Genomic DNA, 20,616 nt, shown 5'->3' with positions numbered 1-20,616 from the left:
TTTCCACCTGTGCTTGTCATCATTCCTCGTCAAGTCCTCCACCGACTTCAGACGGCTCCTCGACCCCGGATAGTACTCCGGCCTCGTCAGCAGTAGCCTCCGTGCCTGTCTCTTCCTCACCGGAATCAGGTTCCTCCTCCTGTTCATCCGCAGGCTTGAGAGACAGCCCCAGCTCATTGAGGCGTTCCTCGATTTCCTGCCTGGACTTCTGCCCGAAATTGCGTAGTGACATCAGCCCCCTATCACCCCGGCTGACGAGTTCACCCACCGAGGTGATGTTTCCGCGTCTCAGGCAGTTCATCGTTCTCACGGAGAGGGCAAGCTGCTCTACCGGCATATTGTACTGTTCCTCGGAGATTGCCAGTTGGGAAAGCTCCATCTCCATCTCTATCTGTTCCGGCGTACCAAAGGTAATAAAGGAGTTCAGCATCTTGACCAGAATCTCAGCACTCTTGCTTACCGCCTCGCCAGGTTCTATGGTACCGTCGGTCCACACGTCCAGATCCAGGCATTCCCGGCTGACCTCCTGACCTGCGTGCACCAACTTAACCGTGTAGTTGACCTTACGCATCGGCGTGAAGATGGCGTCGATTGGTATCACACCCAGCACCAGGTTGTCACTGGACTGGGCCGCCATATAGCCTTCACCCAGTTCCACATCGAACTCAACGTACAGCCGTGCATCCGGCGAGTCCAGCGTGGCCAGATACAGCTCCGGGTTGGCAATCTCAAAGTCCGAGGAGGGATTGATGTCCGCGGCACATACGCGTCCCTCACCGGCAACATCCAGCACCAGCTTGCCCGGCTGGTCGGTAAGCGGTTTCAGCCTGAGCGCCTTAACATTGAGGAGGAACTCTATCACGTCTTCCCTCACATGCGGGATAGGACTGAACTCGTGCTGAATCCCCTCGATTTTCACGCGGGTCACTGCGGCCCCGGGAAGGTGGCCCAGCATCACCCGCCTTAGAGAATTCCCCAGGGTAACGCCAAAGCCCTTTACCAGTGGCTCAGCCTGGAAGCGTCCATAGTTGTCTCTGGTTTCTACGCACTCAATTTTAGGTATTACCAATTGAGGCAAAGTGCTACCTCCCTATCGTGAGTAGTACTCTACGATACTCTGTCCCTCGAATTTTATGCCTGCATCTTCCGGAGTCGGCATAGACAGGACTTGCCCCACCAGGTTCTGCCTGTCCAGAGAGAGCCAGCTCGGAACTGCCTTTCCTGCTATCTCTTCAGTTACCTGCTTGTAATACTCGTTCTTGGTGCTGGCCTCACGCCAGCCGATTGTGTCACCTTCTTTAACCATGCACGATGGGATGTTGGTCCGCCGACCGCTCAGGACGATGTGGCCGTGCAGTACAATCTGGCGAGCCTGACTACGTGAGTCGGCAAAGCCGAGACGATAGACCACGTTGTCCAGCCGTCTTTCCAGGAGTACCACCAGATTGTCGCCGGTGACACCCGACTGGTGTTCCGCTGCAATAAAGAAGCGGTGGAACTGCTTCTCCAGCATCCCATAAGTATAGCGGGCTTTCTGCTTTTCTACCAGTTGTAGACCGCGGTCAGAGACGCGACGCCGGCGTAACCGCCGTCCGGTGGGCCTCCTCCGCCGCTCCATAGCGCATTTTTGCGTGTAACACCGGGCGCCTTTGAGCATCAGCTTCTCACTACAGCGCCGACATAGATGACAGACTGGTCCAATATATCTTGCCATTTTCTATCCTATTCCCGTCTCCTCCTGGAAGGTCTCACACCCGTTGTTTCGTGCGAGAGTTACATCCCTGATACTATCCCGATACAAGTCTACACTCGCCTCTTCTTGGGGGGCCGGCACCCGTTATGCGGTAGCGGCGTGACATCCCGAATACTGGTGATAAACAGGCCGGTACCCTGGAGAGCACGAATTGCTGCCTCGCGCCCGCTACCCGGACCCTTAACATAAACCTCCACCTGTCGCAGGCCCTGTGCCATGCCTTTCCGGGCCGCATCCTGGGCGGCCAACTGGGCAGCGTAAGGAGTGCCTTTGCGCGACCCTTTGAATCCGGCAGTCCCGGAGCTCCCCCAGGCAATGACATTCCCCTCGGGGTCGGTCAGAGTCACCAGAGTATTGTTGAAGGTAGACTGCACATAAGCCCTCCCCACGGGGACAACCCTGCGTTCTCTCCTTTTTGACCTGATTCGCTTCTTCGCTGGCATCCTGCCCTCCTGTCAGGCTAGACCTGATTACTATCAGGCTAGACCTGATTACTTCTTGGTAGTACCGCGCTTCTTGCCGCGGCCGGCAACGGTCTTGCGGGAACCACGATGGATACGAGCGTTAGTTCTCGTCCGCTGCCCCCTGACCGGTAGACTGTGGCGGTGTCGGCTGCCCCGGTAGCTGCCAATCTCCATGAGACGCTTGATGTTGAGACTGTGCTCCTTCCTGAGCTCGCCTTCAACTATATACTCCCGGTCAATGACCTCCCTGATGCTGTTAACCTCTTGCTCAGTGAGGTCATCCGCCCTGGTTTCGGCCACGACACCGGTTTGCTCCAGTACCTTACGGCTTACACTGGGGCCAACACCATGGATATACTGTAATGACACCCATATCTGCTTATTCCTGGGGATATCTATTCCGGCTATACGCGGCATCTGATTGCCTCCTTATTCAGCAGAATCCTAGCCCTGTCTCTGCTTGTGACTGGGTTTGGAACAAATTACCCTGACCACGCCCCGCCGCCTTATCACCTTGCACTTCTCACATCTGACTTTTACTGAAGCTCTGACCTTCATGGTAATTCCTCATTCGCTTCAAGCTCTGCTTGAAGCCCTACTCTAAATCCTACTTTAGTCGGTAGGTAATCCTACCGCGCGTCAAGTCATACGGGGATAACTCTATCAATACCCTGTCCCCGGGCAGCACTCTGATGTAGTGCACTCTTAGCCTCCCGGAGATGTGCGCCAACACTTTGTGCCCGTTAGGCAGTTCAACGCGAAACATGGCGTTGGGTAAAGCCTCGGTTACCACCCCCTCTACCTCAATAGTTTCCTTCTTGGGCATAGACTCCTTAAAACGACTATAACTTCGTGAGCACCTCAGGCTCACCGTCAGTGATGGCGATGGTATTCTCGAAGTGCGCCGAGAGACTGCCATCCCTGGTACGTACTGTCCAGCCATCATTATCCCGCTTCGTAGCCCACCCGCCGATGTTGAGCATCGGTTCGAGCGCCAGGGTCATTCCCTTCACCAGTTCCGGGCCGACTCCCGGTCTGACACCGAATGTCGTCACGGTGCAATTGGGCACCTGTGGGTCTTCATGCATGTCATGCCCAATCCCGTGACCGGTATATTCCCGCACCACCGAATATCTCCTTGATTCAGCATACTCCTCGATGGCCGCCGAAATGTCTCCCAGCCTCGCCTTCGGACGGGCAGCGGCAATACCGGCTCGCAGGGCGCCCTCTGTGGCCTCCAGGAGCCGTTCCGCCTCGGGGGAGATTCTGCCTACTCCCACGGTTATCGCGGCATCCCCCTGGTAACCCTGATAGATTGTCCCGAAGTCCAGAGACACTATGTCACCCTCATTGAGGACCCTTTCCCCCGGAATTCCATGCACTATCTCGTCATTCACTGATACACAGACTGTGGCAGGATATCCATGGTACCCTTTGAAGGATGGTTTCCCACCAAGCTTCTCCACTTCCTCGGCAGCAATGACGTCCAGTTCCCTGGTACACATTCCCGGCTTCACTCGCGACTTCAGCACATCCAGCACATTCGCTACAATCCTACCGGCCTCGCGCATTACCGCAATCTCCTGGTCGGATTTAATGATAATACTCATCCCTGGCTCCGTTGACCGATAAGGCTTCCGCCAATCAATGCCAGTATCCTCTCCCCGACCTCATCCACTCCACCTTCGCCGTCTACCTCAAGCAGCTTACCCGCCCGGGTATAGTAGTCAATCAAGGGTGCCGTCTGGGCGAAATACACCTTCAATCGCTCCTTGACCGTCTCAACGGTATCATCGGCACGCTGGTAGAGTTCACCACCGCACCGGTCACACTTGCCCGGCGTCTTCGGCGGCGAATTAAGCGCGTGATACGGGGTCTGGCACTGGCGGCATATCCAGCGCCCGCTGAGCCGCTCCAGCAACTCTGTCTCGGGCACCTTGATATACACCACCTTGTCCACTGTTTTCCCCTGTTCCACCAGCGCTTCGTCCAGCGCCTCAGCCTGTTTCAGATTTCTGGGAAAGCCGTCAAAGACCACCCCGTTCACACAGTCCGGGGCCGCTATTCGCTCCAGGACCATCCTTATGGTAATTTCGTCCGGCACCAGTTGCCCTTTCTCCATGTAGGACACGGCCTGTCTGGCCAGCTCCGTTTCCTGCTCTTGCGCCTCACGAAACATATCGCCGGTAGCAATGTGGGCTGCTTTCAGCTTCTCTGCTACTACGGCTGCCTGCGTTCCTTTACCTGCCCCGGGCGCACCCAGGATAACTATGTACACCTTCTGCTCCTACTTAATGAAGCCTTCGTAGCGCCGCATCGTGAGCTGCGCCTCCATCTGCTTCATGGTATCCAGAACAACACCAACAACAATCAGCAGGCCCATGCTGGAAAGCTGTATCACCTGCACGTCACTGACCTCACGGGCCAGGAACGGTATGATGCCCACGAAAGCCAGGAAGAAAGCGCCCACCGTCGTTATTCGTGTTATCACATGGTTAAGGTAGCTGGAGGTGTTCTTGCCGGGACGAATCCCGGGGATAAAGCCTCCCTGTCGCTGCAGGGTACCCGGAAGGTCCTGCTGCTGGAATATTACCATGGTATAGAAGAACGCAAAGGCAACAATCAGCAGGAAGAAGAGCCCCCAGTAGACCAGCCCCTCCGGCAGAGCCGCACTGGGATTAAACAGGTTGACGATAATGTTGGCGAACGAGTTATTGGGAAAATAGCTGGCAATCATACCCGGGAAAAGCACCAGAGACATCGCGAAGATGAGCGGTATCATGCCTGCCGAATTAACCCGCAACGGGATGTGGGTTCCCCCTGACTGGCGGTACATACGGCCACCTCGAAAGGTGGTACGCGCATACTGCACCGGGATACGACGGTGTGCCTCCGTGAAGATGACTATCAGGACAATCGTGGCCAGGAGGATGAGAACGTAGGTAATCACACCCCATTCCTGTCCCCCTCCCCAGGCCAGACCACCACCGCCAATCATCTCCCAGTAACCGGCCACAATACCGCCAAAGATGACGATGGATATTCCGTTACCGATGCCGTATTCTGTAATCAACTCACCAATCCAGACCAGGAATATGGTACCGGCAATCAGGGAAAGCACCATTGCCACTGTCGGCAGTGCCTCGGCGCTGGCGATTACCCCCTGCCGTTGCATCAGGATAAGTTGCCCGTACCCGGAGATACCCGCCAGTGGTACCACCATCCAGTGGCTGATGCGGTTTATCTTGTTCCGTCCGGCTTCTCCCTCCTGGGACATCATCTGCAAGCGCGGTATCACCGGTGTCATCAACGTCATGATGATTGTAGCCGTAATATAGGGATAGACCCCCATCGCGGCCACGCTGAAGTTCCTCATCGCCCCGCCGCTGAACATGTCCAGCATACCCAGCAGGGCATTCTGCTGGAATATCTCGCCCAGCTTGACCGGGTCCACTCCGGGAAGAGGTACGTGAGCAATAAGACGGAAGACCACCAGCATAGCAGCAGTGAACAGGATTCGCCGCCTCAAGTCAGGAAGACGAAAGGCGTCAAGCATTGCTTGAATGAGCCGTGGCCTAGATTGCCGGGCTCGCATTCACTACCTCCTCAACTGTGCCTCCTGCCGCCTCAATCTTGGTCCTGGCAGCAGCGGAGAACTTGTGTGCCTTCACGGAAAGGGGACGGTCAATATCACCTTCGCCCAGTATCTTGACCGGCCGCCGCAGGGACTTAACTATCCCGGCGGTTATTAGTTTCTCCAGGTCCACTTCGCTTTCCGGTTCAAATACGTTGAGCCTTGTCAGGTTCACAACAGAATACTCGATACGGAAGATGTTGGTAAAACCCCGCTTACGCGGCAAGCGTTTTATCAACGGCAATTGCCCGCCCTCAAAACCAGGCTTCATCCGGTAACCGGCTCGTGACTTCTGCCCCTTGCAGCCGCGACCGGAATAGGTGCCGTGCCCGCTACCATCTCCCCGGCCAACTCTCTTCCTGGCCTTTCTGGAACCGGGGGACGAAGAAATTGTCTCCAGTCTCACTTTGCTTCCTCCACCTTAACCAGGTGTCTGACCTTGGTAATCATACCGCGAATCGAACTGCAGTCCTCGTGGACAACGCTCTGATTCATCCGCCGAAAGCCAAGCGCCTTCAGTGTCCTCTTCTGGTCCTGGGCATAGCCAATGCCGCTTTTAACCAACGTAACTCTCAGCTTAGTCACTGGTGACCGCCTCCTCCGGCTCCGGCAGTCCCGTTGGCACCGGCCGTCCCTTGCGCCGGGCGACCACTGTGGCCGGGTCCCGGAGCTTACTCAGCGCAAATATCGTGGCCCTGGCGACATTCGTCTTGTTGGCGGTGCCCAGTGACTTGGTCAGGATGTCCTTGATTCCCGCCATCTCCAGCACTGCGCGGACACTGCCGCCGGCAATTATGCCCGTCCCCGGTGAGGCCGGCTTGAGCATAACCCTGGCCGCCCCCAGTTTAACGGTGATTTCGTGCGGAATCGTTGTCCCCTTCAGAGGCACGCGTATCAGGCTCTTCTTTGCGTTTGCGTTGGCCTTGTTTATCGCCAGAGGCACCTCATTCGCCTTGCCCAGGCCGAGGCCCACATGTCCTTCATTATCGCCGGTTACGGCTAATGCGTTAAAGCTGAGGCGCTTGCCTCCCTTCACAACCTTGGCCACACGGTTGATGTTTATCAGCTTGTCGCTCAGCACAAGGTCTGTCGGGTCTATACTACTTATTATACGCATGATTCGTCCTGGAACCGTCTCCCTTAGAACTTCAGTCCACTTTCGCGCGCCGCCTCAGCCAGCGCCTTGACCCTGCCGTGATATTGACGGCCACCACGGTCAAAAGCCACCTGTGTAACCCCCTGGCTCAGCGCTCTCTTTGCAATCAGGGTACCGACAAGCGCAGACCTTTCGGTCTTTGCTTTGCCACCCAGTTCGCCCCTGAGCTCCGGGTCAATGGTGGAAGCCGTCGCCAGTGTATGCCCTGCGATATCGTCAATGACCTGGGCATAAACGTGGTTCAGGCTGCGGAAAACGCACAGACGCGGCCTTGAAAGAGTACCCTTTACCTTGGCCCGGACCCTGGCATGTCGCCTGATGCGGGCAGTTCTTCTTTGTTCCCTCGCCATTCGCTATCTCCCGATGGCCTTCCCGGCTTTACCCGGCTTGAGGCGCACTACTTCCCCGCTGTACCTGATGCCCTTACCCTTGTAAGAATCAGGGGGGCGAATCCTCCTGATTCGGGCAGCCATCTCGCCGACCACTTCCTTATCGATCCCGGAGACCTTCATCCGGTTGTTTCCCTCAACGGAAAGCGTAATCCCCGGCAAAGGTGCCACTTCTACCGTGTGTGAGAAACCTATATTAAGAACCAGATTATCCCCTTCCATTCGGGCCCTGTAACCAACGCCGACAATCTCCAGTGTCCTCACGAAACCGCTGGTTACCCCTTCCACCATGTTGGCCAGAAGGCTCCGCGTCAGGCCGTGCAGGGACCGATGTACGCGGTCATCACTGGGCCGCGACACCGTTAGAGTATTGTCACCCAGCGCGATTTGCATATCCGGATTAAACTGGCGCCGAAGCTCGCCATTGGGTCCCTTGACGGTAACCTCGCTATCATCGATGATTACCGAAACGCCCTGCGGTACCCCTATCGGCATCTTGCCCACTCTAGACATAGAAGTTGCTCCCCGGCCTTATTACCATACATAACACAGGAGTTCGCCACCAGTCCCCTGCCGCCAGGCCTGCTGGCCGGTCATCAGTCCCTTGGGGGTGGATAGAATGGCGACCCCCAGTCCCCCGTAGACACGGGGTATTTCTGTCTTCTGAACGTACATCCTCAACCCGGGCTTGCTCACGCGCTCCAGCCCGCTAAGTACCGGTTCGTTTCTATCCTGGTACTTGAGGCGTATCTTTATCATCCGCTGCGGCTTACCGCGGACTACCTCATAATCGTTGATGAAACCTTCATCCTTGAGGATTCGGCTGATGGCCAGCTTCATCTTCGAGGAAGGTATTAACACCGAATCGTGCCTCACCATTACGGCGTTGCGTATCCGGGTCAACATATCTGCAATCGGATCAGTTACAGTCACCCCTTGCCCCCTCTGGCTATGAGTATCCTCACTACCAGCTTGATTTTCTCACTCCCGGTATCTTTCCCGCCAGGGCCAGCTCCCTGAAGCAAATCCGGCACAACCCGAACTTGCGCATATAGGCCCGGGGACGGCCACAAACACGACACCGATTATGGTACTGCACCTTGTACTTGGGAGGACGCCTCCACTTTGCAATCTCGCACTTCTTTGCCATCTAACTCCGTTCAATCCCTACTGAAGGGCATGCCGAGAAACTCCAGAAGTTGCCTGCCCTCCTCGTCTGTTTTTGCGGTGGTTACTATCGATATCCCCAATCCCCGTACCTTGTCTACCTTATCGTAGTCAATTTCCGGAAATACAATCTGCTCTCTGAAACCCAGAGTGTAGTTGCCCCGGCCGTCAAACGCATTACGGGGAACGCCGCGGAATTCCCGGATGCGGGGCAGGACAATATTCACCAGCCGCTCCATGAAGTCATACATGCGGTCCTTGCGCAGAGTCACCTTCGCCCCGATAGGCATCCCGGTCCGCAGTCGGAAGGCGGCTATCGACAGCTTGGCACGGGTTATTATCGGTTTCTGTCCGGTAATTGCGGGTATGTCTCTCTCCACCGCTTCAAGAGCCTTGGCATTCTGTATGGCTTCCCCGACACCAATACCCACCACGACCTTCTCCAGGCGGGGCACTTCCATCACATTCTTGTATCCGCCGACTTCCATCATGCGGGGTACAATCTCATCTCGATATCTCTGTCTCAGTCCTGCCATCTAGTCGACCACCTCATCACAAACACGACAGAAGCGGGTCTTCCTGCCATCCCCCAGCACACGGTAACCAATCCGGGCCGGTTTATTGCACTTACTGCAGAGAAACATCACGTTAGATATGCTAATGGGTACCTCTCTCTCAATAATCCCTGCTTGTTTGACCTGCGCTCGCGCCTTGCTGTGCATCTTTATGAAGTTGACGCCTTCAACCAGCACCGTATTACCCTTGGTATAGACGAAACGGATCTTGCCTTTCTTACCCTTGTCCTTGCCGGCGATTACCAGCACGTTATCATTCTTTCGTATATTCATTGTCCCGTCGTCCTCACAAGACCTCAGGCGCCAGTGATATTATCTTGGTGAAGTTCTTGTCCCTCAGCTCCCTGGCCACCGGCCCAAATATCCGGGTACCCCGGGGATTGTTCTTGTCGGTGAGAATCACGGCCGCATTTTCATCAAACCTGATGTAGGAACCATCCGGACGCCGGTAGGGCTTGGTAGTACGGATAATGACCGCCCGGACTACATCTCCCCCCTTCACCGCACCACCCGGAATGGCCCGTTTCACGGAGCCGACGATGACGTCCCCGATATGGGCATATTTCTTCCTGGTGCCACCGAGTACGCCGATACACATCAGCTGACGGCCCCCCGTGTTGTCTGCTATCTTGAGTCTGGTATTGGACTGAATCACTTCGCTCTATCCTGTAGATTCCTCTTCGTTCGTTTCCTCTGGCTCGCTTTCCGCCACTATCCCCTCAGGCTCCAGCACCGGTTCCTCCGGCTGGGCCTCAAGCTCCGCCGGTGTTACTTCCACGACCTCTCCTTTGGTAATTATCTCCACCACTCGCCACCGCTTCTCTTTAGAGAGGGGCCGGGTCTCTTCCAGCCTGACAGTATCGCCCAGCCCGCACTCGTTCTTTCCATCGTGTACTTTGTACCGGACGACTCTTCGAATCGTCTTCCTGTATACCGGGTGATGCCGAAACGTCTCTACCGTTACCACGGCAGTCTTGTCCATGCTATTGCTCACCACACGGCCGAATTTTATTTTGCGCCTTCTCTGCATAGTTATAATCCCTCTTCAGACCCGATATAGGTCGGGGAACATCACCCCGTGGCCAGCACCCGCTCCCTCAGCACCATCTCCATCCTGGCAATATTCTTTCTTACCCTCGGTATTTCACGGTGGTTTACCAGCTGCTTGGTAGCAGAGCGAAAACGAAGGTCGAACAACTCCTGGTGTGCTGCCTCAACCTGCTTGACAATCTCACCTGTACTGAGGGCCCGAATCTCTTCAACCTTCAACGGTTACCAGCTCCTTGGCCTGACTGACCATATCAGTACCGTGTGTCTGCCGTGTGACGAACCTTACTTTTATCGGCAGTTTGTGCGAAGCCAGGCGCATCGCCTCTTTGGCTACGTCCTCGTCGACACCGGACATCTCGAACATAATCCTCCCCGGCTTTACGACGGCTACCCAGTGGTCCGGCGCACCCTTGCCCGAACCCATCCGCGTCTCTGCAGCCTTCTTGGTAACCGACTTAGACGGGAAGATACGTATCCATATTTTACCACCACGACGAACGTGATGCGTCATGGCGCGCCTTGCCGCCTCTATCTGGCGGGCAGTAACCCAGGCTACCTGCTCGGCCACCAGTCCGTAGTCACCGAAGGCAACCCTGTTCCCGGTTTGTGCCTTGCCGCGTCGCCGCCCCTTATGCGTCTTACGGTATTTTACTCGCTTAGGTTGAAGCATCGCCTTCTCCCTGGTTTTCAGAAGCTTCCGGAGTTGTTTCCGCCTCGGCTACCGGCTCCTTTGAGGTCTTCTTCGGCTTCTTGACCTCAGCCTTTGTATCAGACGCAGCCTTGGTGTGCCTCTTTGGACGCGGTTTCGCGTCTGCTTCAGCGTCTGCTGAAGCAGCGTCCTCGGACTCCGGGCCTGATTTTTCCGTTGTGCTGGTATCCTTAGCCTTAGCCCTGGCCTTAGGCGCAGCCCTGGCACTTGCCTTCGCTCCGGTTTCTACGGAAGCTGCTGCCGTGGCCCGTTTTCTCTTTGTCGGTTGGGCCTTAGCCTCTGCCACTGCCTCAGCAGGTGTCTCTTCAACGACGGCCTCTATCACGACCTCAGCAGGTGCCTCCTCAACGACGGCCTCTGCCACGACCTCAGCAGGTGCCTCTCCGACGACGGCCTCTGCCACTGGTTCGGGCGGCTTCTCTTCAACGACTGCTGCTGCCGTGGCCCGTTTTCTCTTTGTCGGTTGGGCCTTAGCTTCTGCCACTGCCTCAGCAGGTGCCTCTTCAACGACTGCCTCTGCCACTGCCTCAGCAGGTGCCTCCATCTCAGCAGCCGGCTCGGCAACCGGCACCTCGCTGACCGGTCCTGCCGGAGGTGCCTCAGGTTCCGCTGCCGCACCGGGAACGACCACCGGTTCGGTGATAACTTCCTCAAGCTTTACTTCCCGTGGCGCAGGCAGGATATCACCCTTGTACAGCCATACCTTCACCCCGACGCATCCCATGTTAGTGCGTGCCTCGGAGAAACCATAGTCGATATCAGCCCTCAACGTATGCAGGGGTACCTGTCCCTCATGCATCGTCACTCGCCGGGCTATCTCCGCACCGTCCAGTCTACCGGCAATACTTATCCTCATCCCTTTTGCGCCGGCCTGCATTGAACGGAGCAGTGTCTGTTTCAGAGTCCGCCGGTAAGCAATACGACGTTCAATCTGATCGCATACATTCTTGGCCACCAGCTGGGCATCAAGCTCAGGTTGGGGCACTTCCCGGATGTTTAGCTGGACCTTCTTACCTATCAGGGATTCGAGACGACCCCTCATTTCGTCAACGCGCTGACCACCTCGCCCGATGAGAATACCGGGGCGAGCAGTGTGAATCGTCATTGAAACGTTATTCGCCTGCCGGTCAATCTCCACCCGTGAGACCCCGGCTTCCGGATACATTGTTGCAACAACCTTCCGTAGCGCCAGGTCTTCCTGAAGGTATTCCATATAGTGCCGGTCAGCGTACCATTTCGCCTCCCAGTCACGGATGACGCCTAGTCTGAAGCCTGTGGGATGAACCTTATGTCCCATTAGCCCTCCTGGTTAGCTACAATGACCGTTATATGACTGGACCGTTTCAGTATCGGCTTGACCCGTCTCCGGGCACCGGCGCGATACCTCTTCAGCGTCCGTGCTTCGTCCGCAGCGATACCGACGACCCGCAGGTCGGAAGACGGTATCTGGTAAACACTCTCCGCATCTGCCACGGCAGACTTCACCACCTTGGCCACAATCCGGGCATTCGGCGAAGGAGCAAACCTGAGTATCGTCAACGCCTCTTCCACCGGCTTGTTACGCACCAGGTTTACCAGCCGGCGCATCTTCTGTGCTGACACACCGGTATCTTTGGCTACGGACTTAATCTGCACTGAATCTCCCTACCCGGCCTATCTTCGCTTTCTCTGTACGGTGGTCTCCGCTTTGGCGGAGTGCCCTCTGAAGGTACGTGTCGGGGCAAATTCCCCCAGCTTGTGTCCCACCATGTTCTCCGTAATGAAGATAGGCACATGTCTTCTGCCGTCGTGTACACCGATGGTGAGTCCCAACATCTCCGGCAGGATGGTACACCAACGCGCCCAGGTCCTGATTATTGTCTTCTCATCCGAGCGATTGGCAGCCTCCACCTTCTTCAACAGTTTGGGATCAACGGCTGGACCTTTTTTTGTAGACCTTGACACTTTACTTCTTCCCCCGCCGTCTGATTATCAGTCTATCTGAAGACTTGTTTTTCCTGGTCCTGTAGCCCAGAGCCGGCTTGCCCCAGGGCGTCTTCGGTCCAGGCATGCCTATCGGGCTCCTGCCTTCCCCACCTCCGTGAGGATGGTCGCTCGGGTTCATTGCCGAGCCTCTAACCGTAGGCCGCCATCCCATCCATCGCTTGCGGCCCGCCTTACCCAGGTTAATGCCCTGGTGCTCGACGTTGCCCACCTGCCCGATGGTAGCCATGCACTCACTCCGAATCAGCCGCACCTCACCGGAGGGCAACCGGATGTGGGCATAACCGCCTTCCTTGGCCATCAACTGCGCTGCGCCACCGGCACTCCGGACCATCTGGCCCCCCTTACCTTTCTGCATCTCTATGTTATGTACCATCGTTCCTGTGGGAAGTGCTTTCAATGGCAGTGCATTACCGGGCCTTATTTCGGCATCCTCGCCAGCCTGTATTTTATCGCCGACACTAAGTCCCTGGGGAGCGAGTATGTAGCGCTTGTCGCCATCTGCATAATAGATAAGCGCGATACGTGCCGAACGATTCGGGTCATACTCGATAGCAGCTACTTTACCAGGCACGCCAATCTTGTCCCTTTTGAAGTCAATGATGCGCAGCCGACGCTTGGCGCCACCACCCCGGTGACGTACCGTTATCTTTCCCCGGTTGTTTCGCCCCGCATTCTTCTTCAGCGGCCGCAGCAGCGATTTCTCCGGCTTCGTCTTGGTTATCTCATCAAAGCTGGAGCCGGTCATTGCCCGCCTGCCGGGTGATGTGGGGCGATATATCTTCAGTGCCACTCTCTAATCCCTTTTTCCTGTCTATACGTTCTCGAAGAACTCTATCTTGTCTCCGGGTTGGAGCGTTACTATCGCCTTTTTCCAGGACGGGGTCTGGGCCTGCCGTCTCCCGATTCTTCGCTCCTTGCCCGGTACGGTCATTACGTTTACTGCGGTAACCTTTACCTTGAAGGCCTGCTCCACAGCCTGCCTTATCTGCGGCTTGGTAGCTACACCGGTTACCTCGAAGGCATACTTGCCTGCCATCTGGAGTATGGCATTCTTCTCGGTTACCAGAGGGCGACGCAGCACATCATAAAGGTGCATTAATCTCCCTCCTCAGCCGATTCCTCACCCCAGAGCTCTTCCGCCTTCCTCACAGCACCCACCTCCATTACCAGTGCCTTATTGGATATAATATCCAGTACGTTGAGTACACTGGCCGGCCGGGTTTTAATCCCGGGGAGGTTGCGGGCCGACTTGACTACGTTGGTCTTCGGCTCGGATGTAACTATCAGCGCCGTGGAGTCCACCTTAAGGGTCTTCAGAATACGTACCATCTCCCTGGTTTTCGGTTCATCGAGCGATAATGCTTCCAGAATCGTTAACTCTCCGTCCCTGGCTTTGGCTGAGAGTACACACCTCAGGGCCAGACGTCGCATCTTCTTCGGCATTGCCTGACGATAGCTCCTCGGTTTGGGGCCGAAGGTGATGCCCCCTCCCCGTCGCAATGGCGATTTCACGCTGCCTGCCCGGGCGTTGCCCGTGCCTTTCTGGCGGAACAGCTTCCGCGAACTGCCTGCCACATCACCCCGGGTCTTCGTACTGGCTGTCCCCTGGCGAGCATTGGCACGTTGCCTGACCACCGCCTGGTGCACCACGCCTTCATTAAACGGCACACCGAAGACCCGGTCACTTATCTCTATGTTGTCGACTACTTCGCCGGTTAAACCGTACACCGGGGCCTGCATATCTCTACGTCCCCTCACCTGATTCCGTAACCAGGTCCGATTTCTCAACCAGGGTTGTTTTCTTTATCAGTAGTAATCCGTTTTTAGGTCCGGGCAAAGCGCCCTTGACCAGCAGAATATTACGCTCCGGGTCAGACCGGTACACCTCCAGGTTACGTACCGTCACCCTGTCGCCACCCATACGTCCCGCCATACGTGTTCCCTTGAACACACGGCCCGGAGTGGTGCCTGCACCCACCGAGCCGGGGGCACGGTGCCGGTCAGACTGTCCGTGAGTCTTCGGACCACCTTTGAAATGGTGCCGTTTCACCACACCGGCAAAACCTTTGCTCCTGGATATCCCGGTGACATCTATCAGCTCGCCAGCCTCGAACAGGCCGGCATCCACTTTGTCCCCTACCTGGATATCCCCGGTGTCTTCAATCCGGAATTCCCGCAGGTATCGAAACTTCCCCAGCTCCTTAAGATGCCCTCGCTGGGGCGAGTTAACCCGCTTGGCCTCCCCAAATCCGAGCTGGACGGCGCCGTATCCTTCTTTCGCCTCTGTCTTGACCTGAATCACACAACAGGGTCCGGCTTCGACAGCGGTTACAGCCTCCATCTTGCCGCCTTCCCTGAATATCTGGCTCACGCCTATCTTTTTACCGATGATACCCGGAATCATTTCGTCCTTTGCCTCTATGTGTTCTATAACTTGATGTCAAGCTCAACCCCTGACGGCAGATTGAGCTTCGTCAGGGCATCGATGGTCTTTGACGTGGTTTCGACAATGTCTATCAGGCGCTTGTGCGTCCTGATTTCGAACTGCTCCTGCGAGTCCTTGTCGATGAAGGGAGACCGGATGACGCTGAATTTCTGGATGTGAGTCGGGAGCGGTATCGGTCCGACAACAACCGCACCGGTCTGCTCCACCGTCTCCACAATCTGCTGTGCAGACTGGTCGACTATCTTATGGTCGAAACCCTTGAGCTTGATACGAATCTTCTGTTTAGGCATATCGCGCTATTCCTGCTTTGTCTGTAGTTTTATCAACCAACCCATCCGGCAACTCCTGGTAATTGTGAAACTCCAGGGAGTGGGTTGCCCTGCCCTGGGTTTCCGACCGAAGGCTGGTTGTGTAGCCAAAAGTCTCCACCAGGGGGACAATGGCCTGGATAACACACGTTTCGCCGTGTGTTTCAATCAGCTCTATATGCCCTCGCCGGGCACTTACGTCACCGATAATATCACCGAGGAATTCCTTGGGTGTGACTACCTCCAGCTTCATTACCGGCTCCAGCAGTACCGGCCGGGCTTTTTTAACACCATTCTTCAATGCCATCGAGCCCGCTATCCGAAAGGCCAGCTCCGATGAATCTACTTCGTGATAGCTGCCATCCGTGAGAGTTATCCTGACATCAACCATGGGATAGCCCGCCAGGACCCCGGTCCCCATGGCTTCCTTTATACCAGTCTCAACTGGAGAAATGTACTGCCTCGGAATCGTCCCCGCCCGGATACTATTGACAAACTCAAAACCGCTGCCTCGCTCCATGGGCTCCATCTCAATAACGACATGCCCGTATTGCCCATGGCCACCGGTCTGCCGTACAAACCTGCCTTCACTCCGTGCCGGAACAGTAATTGTCTCTTTGTAAGCAACCTTCGGCCTGCCCACTTTGGCATCTACACCGAATTCGACGAGCATCCGGTTAATAATAATCTCCAGGTGAAGTTCGCCCATACCGGCGACAACCGTCTGACCCGTCTCCTCGTCGTAGTTCACCTTGAAGGTGGGGTCTTCCTCGGTCAGCTTCCGCAGGGCCTCTCCCATTTTGTCCTGGTCGGCCCTGGTCTTCGGCTCAATGGCAATCGACAGCACCGGTTCGGGGAACCGTATGGACTCGAGAAGCACCGGCTGCGTAGCCTCACATAGAGTATCCCCGGTGAAGGTGTTCTTGAGGCCAAGCGTGGCCACGATAGCCCCGGTATCGGCGGCATCCATCTCCTCGCGCCGATTGGCATGCATCAGGAGCAGCCTACCGATGCGCTCCGTTCTGCCACGGGTCGAATTGAATATCTGAGCACCGGCTCTCACCCTGCCGGAATACACCCGAAAATAGACCAGCCGGCCCACAAATGGGTCCGTCACCACCTTGAAGGCCAATGCCGAGAATGGTGCCTCATCCCTGGCAGGTCGGGTTACCTCACCACCCGCTCTGGTATCGATTGCCCGTATCGGTGGCATGTCCAGAGGAGACGGCAGGTAGTCCAAGATTGCATCCAGCAGCAGACTGACCCCCATGTTCCTCAGAGCGCTACCGCACAGTACCGGTACTACCGCATTCGCCAGGGTCGCCCTTCTTACTGCCTTTCTCAGGTCATCAGCACTGATGCTTTCACCCTCGAGGTAAGCCATCAGAATGTGGTCGTCAAGCTCAGCCAGTTTCTCAATCATTGCCTGGCGAAACTCACTACACTTCGCCTGCTCTGATTCCGGAATGGCGGTCTCCTCCGGTAGTGCATCACGGTCATCCTTATAGGTCCAGGCCTTGTTCTCAATCAGGTCAATGACGCCAGTGAATGACTCACTGCTGCCCAGCGGTATCTGTACCGGTAGCGGTTGAGCGTGAAGCCTTCCCTTTATCATTGAGATGGTACGGTAAAAATCGGCACCCATCCGTTCCATCTTATTAACGAAGCATATCCTGGGTACCTGGTATCTATCCGCCTGCCGCCATACAGTCTCCGACTGCGCCTCCACACCGGCCACGCCATCGAAAACGACGACACCACCGTCGAGTACTCTGAGGCAACGTTCAACCTCAGCAGTGAAATCCACATGCCCGGGTGTATCGATAATGTTGATACGGTGCTCCTGCCAGTAACAGGTAATGGCGGCCGATGTGATAGTGATACCGCGCTCCCTCTCCTGCTCCATCCAGTCCATCACTGCGGTGCCTTCGTCCACCTGACCAATTTTGTAGGTGAGTCCGGTATTATAAAGCATACGTTCAGTGACGGTGGTCTTGCCAGCGTCAATATGAGCGATGATAGCTATGTTTCTTATCCGCTCCAGCGGAAAGATTCTGGACACAGTATTATCCTTTGTCACAATAATCGGACTACGGTTAATGGTAGACCACCTCTCACCACCGATAATGGGCAAAAGCCCGGTTGGCTTCAGCCATACGATGGGTATCATCACGTTTTTTGACCGTGACCCCCTGCCCCTTGGAGGCGTCACTGAGTTCGGCGGCCAGTTTCTCCGCCATTGACTTGCCGGTCCTCGCCCTGGCCGAATCCACCAGCCAGCGCAAAGCCAGAGACTGACCGATATCCGAAGTAACCTCCACCGGCACCTGGTAAGTGGCCCCACCGACACGGCGTGACTTGACCTTGAGCTGGGGAGTAGCGTTTCTTATCGCCAGTTCCATGTCCGTCAGCGGGGATTTCGACCCCTGCTGTCCTATGATATCCAGAGCACCGAAAACTATGCTCTCCGCCTTGCTCTTTTTGCCATCCCTCATTACCTTGTTGATGAGCTTGGCGATAACAATGCTCTGATAATTCGCATCAGGGCGAATCTTTGGTCTCTTAATAGCTCGAGCTCGCCTAGACATTTCGCTCTAATCTGCCTCCTGCTAAATCCCGGCGGCTGCCTTGGGTCGTTTCGCACCGTACTTACTGCGACCCCTGCGGCGGCCGTTGACACCGTCAGTATCCAGTGTTCCCCGTACTATATGATAGCGGACACCAGGCAAGTCTTTTACCCGCCCACCGCGGATGAGCACCACCGAGTGCTCCTGCAACTCGTGCCCCTCTCCGGGAATGTAGGCGGTCACCTCTATCCCGTTGGTCAACCTGACCCTGGCTATCTTGCGTAGCGCAGAATTAGGCTTCTTGGGGGTGGTTGTCTTAACCTGAACACAGACACCCCGTTTCTGGGGAGCGCCAGCCCCCCAGACCATCCGGTTCTTCAGGGCATTATAGACATAATGCAACGCCGGTGTCCTGGTCTTTTCAGTATTTCTTTTGCGTCCTTTTCGGACCAGCTGATTAACGGTTGGCACTTATTCGCTCCTATCCTGCACAGTCCGAATGGATGAGCTAATGCTCATCCATTCAACAACAAAGCTAGCAGATCGAGACTGGTATCCCAACTTGCCGACTCTAGGCTGAATCAGAATGCACAAATAGTAATGTTATCACACTACTCTGACTGGTGTCAACAATCATTGAGAAGCAAGTAGAAGTGGTCCGCCAGCGCATGGTCTGCGGAGTATACCACGGGGAATAATCCCGAATACCCGGAGAACCTTCCCTGCTCCCGTTCAGATAGAAGGGTGACACAACTCCCTGGCGAGAGGAGAATTCTTCTTCTTGTGCAGGAAGCAGCATCGGCTGTACCGGAGTGTCACTGATGTAACGGGCAAATACATTTCCTTGAACAAAGCCGTAACTTGCGTCATAATAAGCTTATTATGACGAGTCTATCTGTCGGTAAGCTCAGAGGGTTGCAGCAGATTGCCGGTCCGGAGGGCATCTTCACCATCTGTGCCCTCGACCATCGCGGGTCTTTCCGCAATATGATTAACCGGGAGAATCCGCAGGCCGTCACCTATGATGAAATGGTCAGCCGCAAGATGGAGTTGTGCTCTACCCTGGGACCGCACGCCAGCGCCCTGCTGATTGACCCCTTGTTCGGTGCCGCCCAGTGCATCGGTCAGGGTATCCTGCCCAGGAGCACCGGTTTGCTGGTCAGCACCGAGGCTACCGGCTACGAAGGCGGTAAAGAACACCGCGTAACCACGTTGCTGGAAGGGTGGGGAGTGGAGAAAATCAAGCGGATGGGGGCCTCGGCGGCGAAGATACTGGTCTACTACCGGCCCGACATCCAACCTCTCGCCGGCGAGCAACTGAAGACCGTCAACGCCGTGGCCGAAGACTGCATCAAATATGACCTCCCCTTCCTGGTCGAACCGGTGAGCTATCCGGTAGGCAACGAAGCTGACAATCCCGCTGAATTCGCCCGGCGGAAGGAAGAAATCGTCATTCAGACCGCCCGCGATATCTCGTCACTGCCGATAGATGTCCTCAAGGCGGAGTTCCCCTCTGACCTGCGTTACCGGCAGGACACACTCGAACTTGTCGATATCTGCCGCCGACTGGATAAGGCCTCCCGTGTTCCCTGGGTCATCCTGAGTGCCGGCGTGGACTTCGATACCTTCGCTCGACAGGTGGAAATCGCCTGCCGGGCCGGTGCTTCCGGCTTCCTCGGGGGGCGCGCCATCTGGCAGGAGGCCATGGACATTGGCGATACCGCGGAGAGGATAAGGTTCCTCTCGACAGTCGCCGTGGACCGCACCATGAAGCTGGCCGAGATAGCCACCAGGCACGGTACGCCGTGGTACCAGCGATATGACATCAGCACCACCGAACTGGCCGGCGTCTCCGAGGGATGGTACCGGCAGTACTGATACCCTTGTTGCCCTTGGCTGCATAACAAAACTGAACCGCCTCTACGTCAGTGTGTTATAATGACCCCGTCTAAGTGACACCCCCCTTCTGAGGGGGCTCCCACCTTCTGAGGGGGCTCCCACCGGACACGGTATTTCCCATTGAATAATATGGAGGGCATACGAATGGTTTCTACCCGATTCTCTCTCGAAGGTAAAGTCGCACTGGTAACCGGCGGCAGTCGTGGTATCGGTCAGGCCACCGCGCTGGCATTCGCCGAAGCCGGTGCCGATGTAGCGGTGACCAGCCGGAAACTGCCTGACCTGGAACTGGTGGCCGAAGAGATACGGGGTCTGTGCAGGAAGTCGATAGCCGTGGCAACGCATGTAGGCCGCATGGACCAGATACAGAATCTGGTCGATACAGTCGTCGCCGAATTCGGCAGGATTGACGTCCTGGTAAACAACGCCGGTACCAGTGTCGTCTGGATGCCGGCGCTTGAGCTGGAGGAAAGGGCCTGGGACTCGATAATGAACCTCAACCTGAAGGGTCTC

34 protein-coding genes and 1 pseudogene are annotated in these 20,616 nt (G+C 56.0%); 2 read left to right on the top strand and 33 right to left on the bottom strand.

The window, feature by feature from the left end; all coding sequences use genetic code 11:
• Window positions 1-19: 19 nt before the first annotated feature.
• The 33 genes and pseudogenes from VMW13_10635 to rpsL all read right to left on the bottom strand — a co-directional run bounded on the left by VMW13_10635 (window position 20) and on the right by rpsL (window position 18,675).
• On the bottom strand, window positions 20-1,078 hold the full coding sequence (locus VMW13_10635) for a DNA-directed RNA polymerase subunit alpha (protein HUV45269.1): 1,059 nt from the start codon (window positions 1,076-1,078) through the stop codon (window positions 20-22).
• Between the two features lie 12 nt (window positions 1,079-1,090).
• The gene (gene rpsD / locus VMW13_10630; protein HUV45268.1) at window positions 1,091-1,714 is read right to left on the bottom strand and encodes a 30S ribosomal protein S4; all 624 of its coding nucleotides are present in this window, start codon (window positions 1,712-1,714) and stop codon (window positions 1,091-1,093) included.
• Window positions 1,715-1,803: 89 nt separating this feature from the next.
• The gene (gene rpsK, locus VMW13_10625; protein ID HUV45267.1) at window positions 1,804-2,196 is read right to left on the bottom strand and encodes a 30S ribosomal protein S11; all 393 of its coding nucleotides are present in this window, start codon (window positions 2,194-2,196) and stop codon (window positions 1,804-1,806) included.
• Between the two features lie 48 nt (window positions 2,197-2,244).
• Entirely contained in the window at window positions 2,245-2,634 is a 390-nt protein-coding gene (gene rpsM / locus VMW13_10620) for a 30S ribosomal protein S13 (protein HUV45266.1), read from the bottom strand.
• A gap of 27 nt (window positions 2,635-2,661) precedes the next feature.
• The gene (rpmJ, locus tag VMW13_10615; protein HUV45265.1) at window positions 2,662-2,775 is read right to left on the bottom strand and encodes a 50S ribosomal protein L36; all 114 of its coding nucleotides are present in this window, start codon (window positions 2,773-2,775) and stop codon (window positions 2,662-2,664) included.
• 49 nt (window positions 2,776-2,824) lie between these two features.
• Window positions 2,825-3,043, bottom strand: coding sequence for a translation initiation factor IF-1 (gene infA / locus VMW13_10610; protein ID HUV45264.1), 219 nt, complete (start codon window positions 3,041-3,043; stop codon window positions 2,825-2,827).
• A gap of 16 nt (window positions 3,044-3,059) precedes the next feature.
• Entirely contained in the window at window positions 3,060-3,827 is a 768-nt protein-coding gene (map, locus tag VMW13_10605; protein HUV45263.1) for a type I methionyl aminopeptidase, read from the bottom strand.
• Complete coding sequence (locus tag VMW13_10600; protein ID HUV45262.1) at window positions 3,824-4,495, bottom strand: adenylate kinase; 672 nt, start codon at window positions 4,493-4,495, stop codon at window positions 3,824-3,826. The genes map and VMW13_10600 overlap by 4 nt, the downstream gene beginning before the upstream one ends.
• A gap of 9 nt (window positions 4,496-4,504) precedes the next feature.
• Complete coding sequence (gene secY, locus VMW13_10595; protein ID HUV45261.1) at window positions 4,505-5,812, bottom strand: preprotein translocase subunit SecY; 1,308 nt, start codon at window positions 5,810-5,812, stop codon at window positions 4,505-4,507.
• The gene (rplO, locus tag VMW13_10590) at window positions 5,793-6,257 is read right to left on the bottom strand and encodes a 50S ribosomal protein L15 (protein HUV45260.1); all 465 of its coding nucleotides are present in this window, start codon (window positions 6,255-6,257) and stop codon (window positions 5,793-5,795) included. Before rplO ends, secY begins: the two co-directional genes overlap by 20 nt.
• Entirely contained in the window at window positions 6,254-6,436 is a 183-nt protein-coding gene (gene rpmD, locus VMW13_10585) for a 50S ribosomal protein L30 (GenBank protein HUV45259.1), read from the bottom strand. The genes rplO and rpmD overlap by 4 nt, the downstream gene beginning before the upstream one ends.
• A complete protein-coding gene (gene rpsE, locus VMW13_10580) occupies window positions 6,429-6,959 on the bottom strand; it encodes a 30S ribosomal protein S5 (protein ID HUV45258.1) in 531 nt (176 codons plus the stop codon). The genes rpmD and rpsE overlap by 8 nt, the downstream gene beginning before the upstream one ends.
• Window positions 6,960-6,991: 32 nt before the next feature.
• A complete protein-coding gene (gene rplR, locus VMW13_10575) occupies window positions 6,992-7,357 on the bottom strand; it encodes a 50S ribosomal protein L18 (protein HUV45257.1) in 366 nt (121 codons plus the stop codon).
• Between the two features lie 3 nt (window positions 7,358-7,360).
• On the bottom strand, window positions 7,361-7,909 hold the full coding sequence (gene rplF, locus VMW13_10570; protein ID HUV45256.1) for a 50S ribosomal protein L6: 549 nt from the start codon (window positions 7,907-7,909) through the stop codon (window positions 7,361-7,363).
• Between the two features lie 21 nt (window positions 7,910-7,930).
• A complete protein-coding gene (rpsH, locus tag VMW13_10565) occupies window positions 7,931-8,329 on the bottom strand; it encodes a 30S ribosomal protein S8 (protein ID HUV45255.1) in 399 nt (132 codons plus the stop codon).
• A gap of 31 nt (window positions 8,330-8,360) precedes the next feature.
• Entirely contained in the window at window positions 8,361-8,546 is a 186-nt protein-coding gene (locus tag VMW13_10560; GenBank protein ID HUV45254.1) for a type Z 30S ribosomal protein S14, read from the bottom strand.
• Window positions 8,547-8,556: 10 nt separating this feature from the next.
• Complete coding sequence (gene rplE, locus VMW13_10555; GenBank protein ID HUV45253.1) at window positions 8,557-9,099, bottom strand: 50S ribosomal protein L5; 543 nt, start codon at window positions 9,097-9,099, stop codon at window positions 8,557-8,559.
• Complete coding sequence (gene rplX, locus VMW13_10550; protein ID HUV45252.1) at window positions 9,100-9,411, bottom strand: 50S ribosomal protein L24; 312 nt, start codon at window positions 9,409-9,411, stop codon at window positions 9,100-9,102. It lies immediately after the preceding gene.
• A 13-nt stretch (window positions 9,412-9,424) separates the two neighbouring features.
• A complete protein-coding gene (gene rplN / locus VMW13_10545) occupies window positions 9,425-9,793 on the bottom strand; it encodes a 50S ribosomal protein L14 (protein ID HUV45251.1) in 369 nt (122 codons plus the stop codon).
• Between the two features lie 6 nt (window positions 9,794-9,799).
• Window positions 9,800-10,168 carry a 30S ribosomal protein S17 gene (gene rpsQ, locus VMW13_10540; protein HUV45250.1) on the bottom strand — a complete coding sequence of 123 codons (369 nt, stop codon included), beginning with the start codon at window positions 10,166-10,168 and terminating at the stop codon, window positions 9,800-9,802.
• 41 nt (window positions 10,169-10,209) lie between these two features.
• Entirely contained in the window at window positions 10,210-10,407 is a 198-nt protein-coding gene (gene rpmC / locus VMW13_10535; protein ID HUV45249.1) for a 50S ribosomal protein L29, read from the bottom strand.
• Window positions 10,397-10,858, bottom strand: coding sequence for a 50S ribosomal protein L16 (gene rplP, locus VMW13_10530; protein ID HUV45248.1), 462 nt, complete (start codon window positions 10,856-10,858; stop codon window positions 10,397-10,399). Before rplP ends, rpmC begins: the two co-directional genes overlap by 11 nt.
• Window positions 10,859-11,561: 703 nt before the next feature.
• A pseudogene (gene rpsC, locus VMW13_10525) lies at window positions 11,562-12,194 on the bottom strand (30S ribosomal protein S3).
• A complete protein-coding gene (gene rplV / locus VMW13_10520) occupies window positions 12,194-12,532 on the bottom strand; it encodes a 50S ribosomal protein L22 (GenBank protein HUV45247.1) in 339 nt (112 codons plus the stop codon). Before rplV ends, rpsC begins: the two are co-directional and overlap by 1 nt.
• 18 nt (window positions 12,533-12,550) lie before the next feature.
• On the bottom strand, window positions 12,551-12,841 hold the full coding sequence (gene rpsS / locus VMW13_10515; protein HUV45246.1) for a 30S ribosomal protein S19: 291 nt from the start codon (window positions 12,839-12,841) through the stop codon (window positions 12,551-12,553).
• A 1-nt stretch (window position 12,842) separates the two neighbouring features.
• A complete protein-coding gene (gene rplB / locus VMW13_10510) occupies window positions 12,843-13,673 on the bottom strand; it encodes a 50S ribosomal protein L2 (GenBank protein HUV45245.1) in 831 nt (276 codons plus the stop codon).
• A gap of 21 nt (window positions 13,674-13,694) precedes the next feature.
• Window positions 13,695-13,979 carry a 50S ribosomal protein L23 gene (gene rplW / locus VMW13_10505; protein ID HUV45244.1) on the bottom strand — a complete coding sequence of 95 codons (285 nt, stop codon included), beginning with the start codon at window positions 13,977-13,979 and terminating at the stop codon, window positions 13,695-13,697.
• Window positions 13,979-14,611 carry a 50S ribosomal protein L4 gene (gene rplD, locus VMW13_10500; protein HUV45243.1) on the bottom strand — a complete coding sequence of 211 codons (633 nt, stop codon included), beginning with the start codon at window positions 14,609-14,611 and terminating at the stop codon, window positions 13,979-13,981. Before rplD ends, rplW begins: the two co-directional genes overlap by 1 nt.
• Before the next feature lie 16 nt (window positions 14,612-14,627).
• Entirely contained in the window at window positions 14,628-15,287 is a 660-nt protein-coding gene (gene rplC / locus VMW13_10495; GenBank protein HUV45242.1) for a 50S ribosomal protein L3, read from the bottom strand.
• Window positions 15,288-15,310: 23 nt separating this feature from the next.
• Complete coding sequence (gene rpsJ, locus VMW13_10490; GenBank protein HUV45241.1) at window positions 15,311-15,619, bottom strand: 30S ribosomal protein S10; 309 nt, start codon at window positions 15,617-15,619, stop codon at window positions 15,311-15,313.
• Window positions 15,612-17,699: an elongation factor G gene (gene fusA / locus VMW13_10485; GenBank protein ID HUV45240.1), complete on the bottom strand. Its 2,088-nt coding sequence runs from the start codon at window positions 17,697-17,699 to the stop codon at window positions 15,612-15,614. The genes rpsJ and fusA overlap by 8 nt, the downstream gene beginning before the upstream one ends.
• Before the next feature lie 52 nt (window positions 17,700-17,751).
• Window positions 17,752-18,225, bottom strand: a complete 474-nt coding sequence (rpsG, locus tag VMW13_10480; protein ID HUV45239.1) for a 30S ribosomal protein S7 — start codon at window positions 18,223-18,225, stop codon at window positions 17,752-17,754.
• Between the two features lie 21 nt (window positions 18,226-18,246).
• Window positions 18,247-18,675: a 30S ribosomal protein S12 gene (gene rpsL / locus VMW13_10475; GenBank protein ID HUV45238.1), complete on the bottom strand. Its 429-nt coding sequence runs from the start codon at window positions 18,673-18,675 to the stop codon at window positions 18,247-18,249.
• Window positions 18,676-19,086: 411 nt separating this feature from the next.
• Between rpsL and VMW13_10470 the strand changes: the two genes are divergently transcribed.
• Both VMW13_10470 and VMW13_10465 read left to right on the top strand, forming a co-directional pair.
• Window positions 19,087-20,082, top strand: coding sequence for a tagatose 1,6-diphosphate aldolase (locus VMW13_10470; GenBank protein ID HUV45237.1), 996 nt, complete (start codon window positions 19,087-19,089; stop codon window positions 20,080-20,082).
• Window positions 20,083-20,247: 165 nt separating this feature from the next.
• A partial coding sequence (locus VMW13_10465) for an SDR family NAD(P)-dependent oxidoreductase (protein HUV45236.1) occupies window positions 20,248-20,616 on the top strand: 369 nt, incomplete at its 3' end.

This window comes from Dehalococcoidales bacterium, assembly GCA_035529395.1.
Lineage (GTDB): Bacteria > Chloroflexota > Dehalococcoidia > Dehalococcoidales > Fen-1064 > DUES01.
This window is presented reverse-complemented; position numbering and strand designations above follow the sequence as displayed.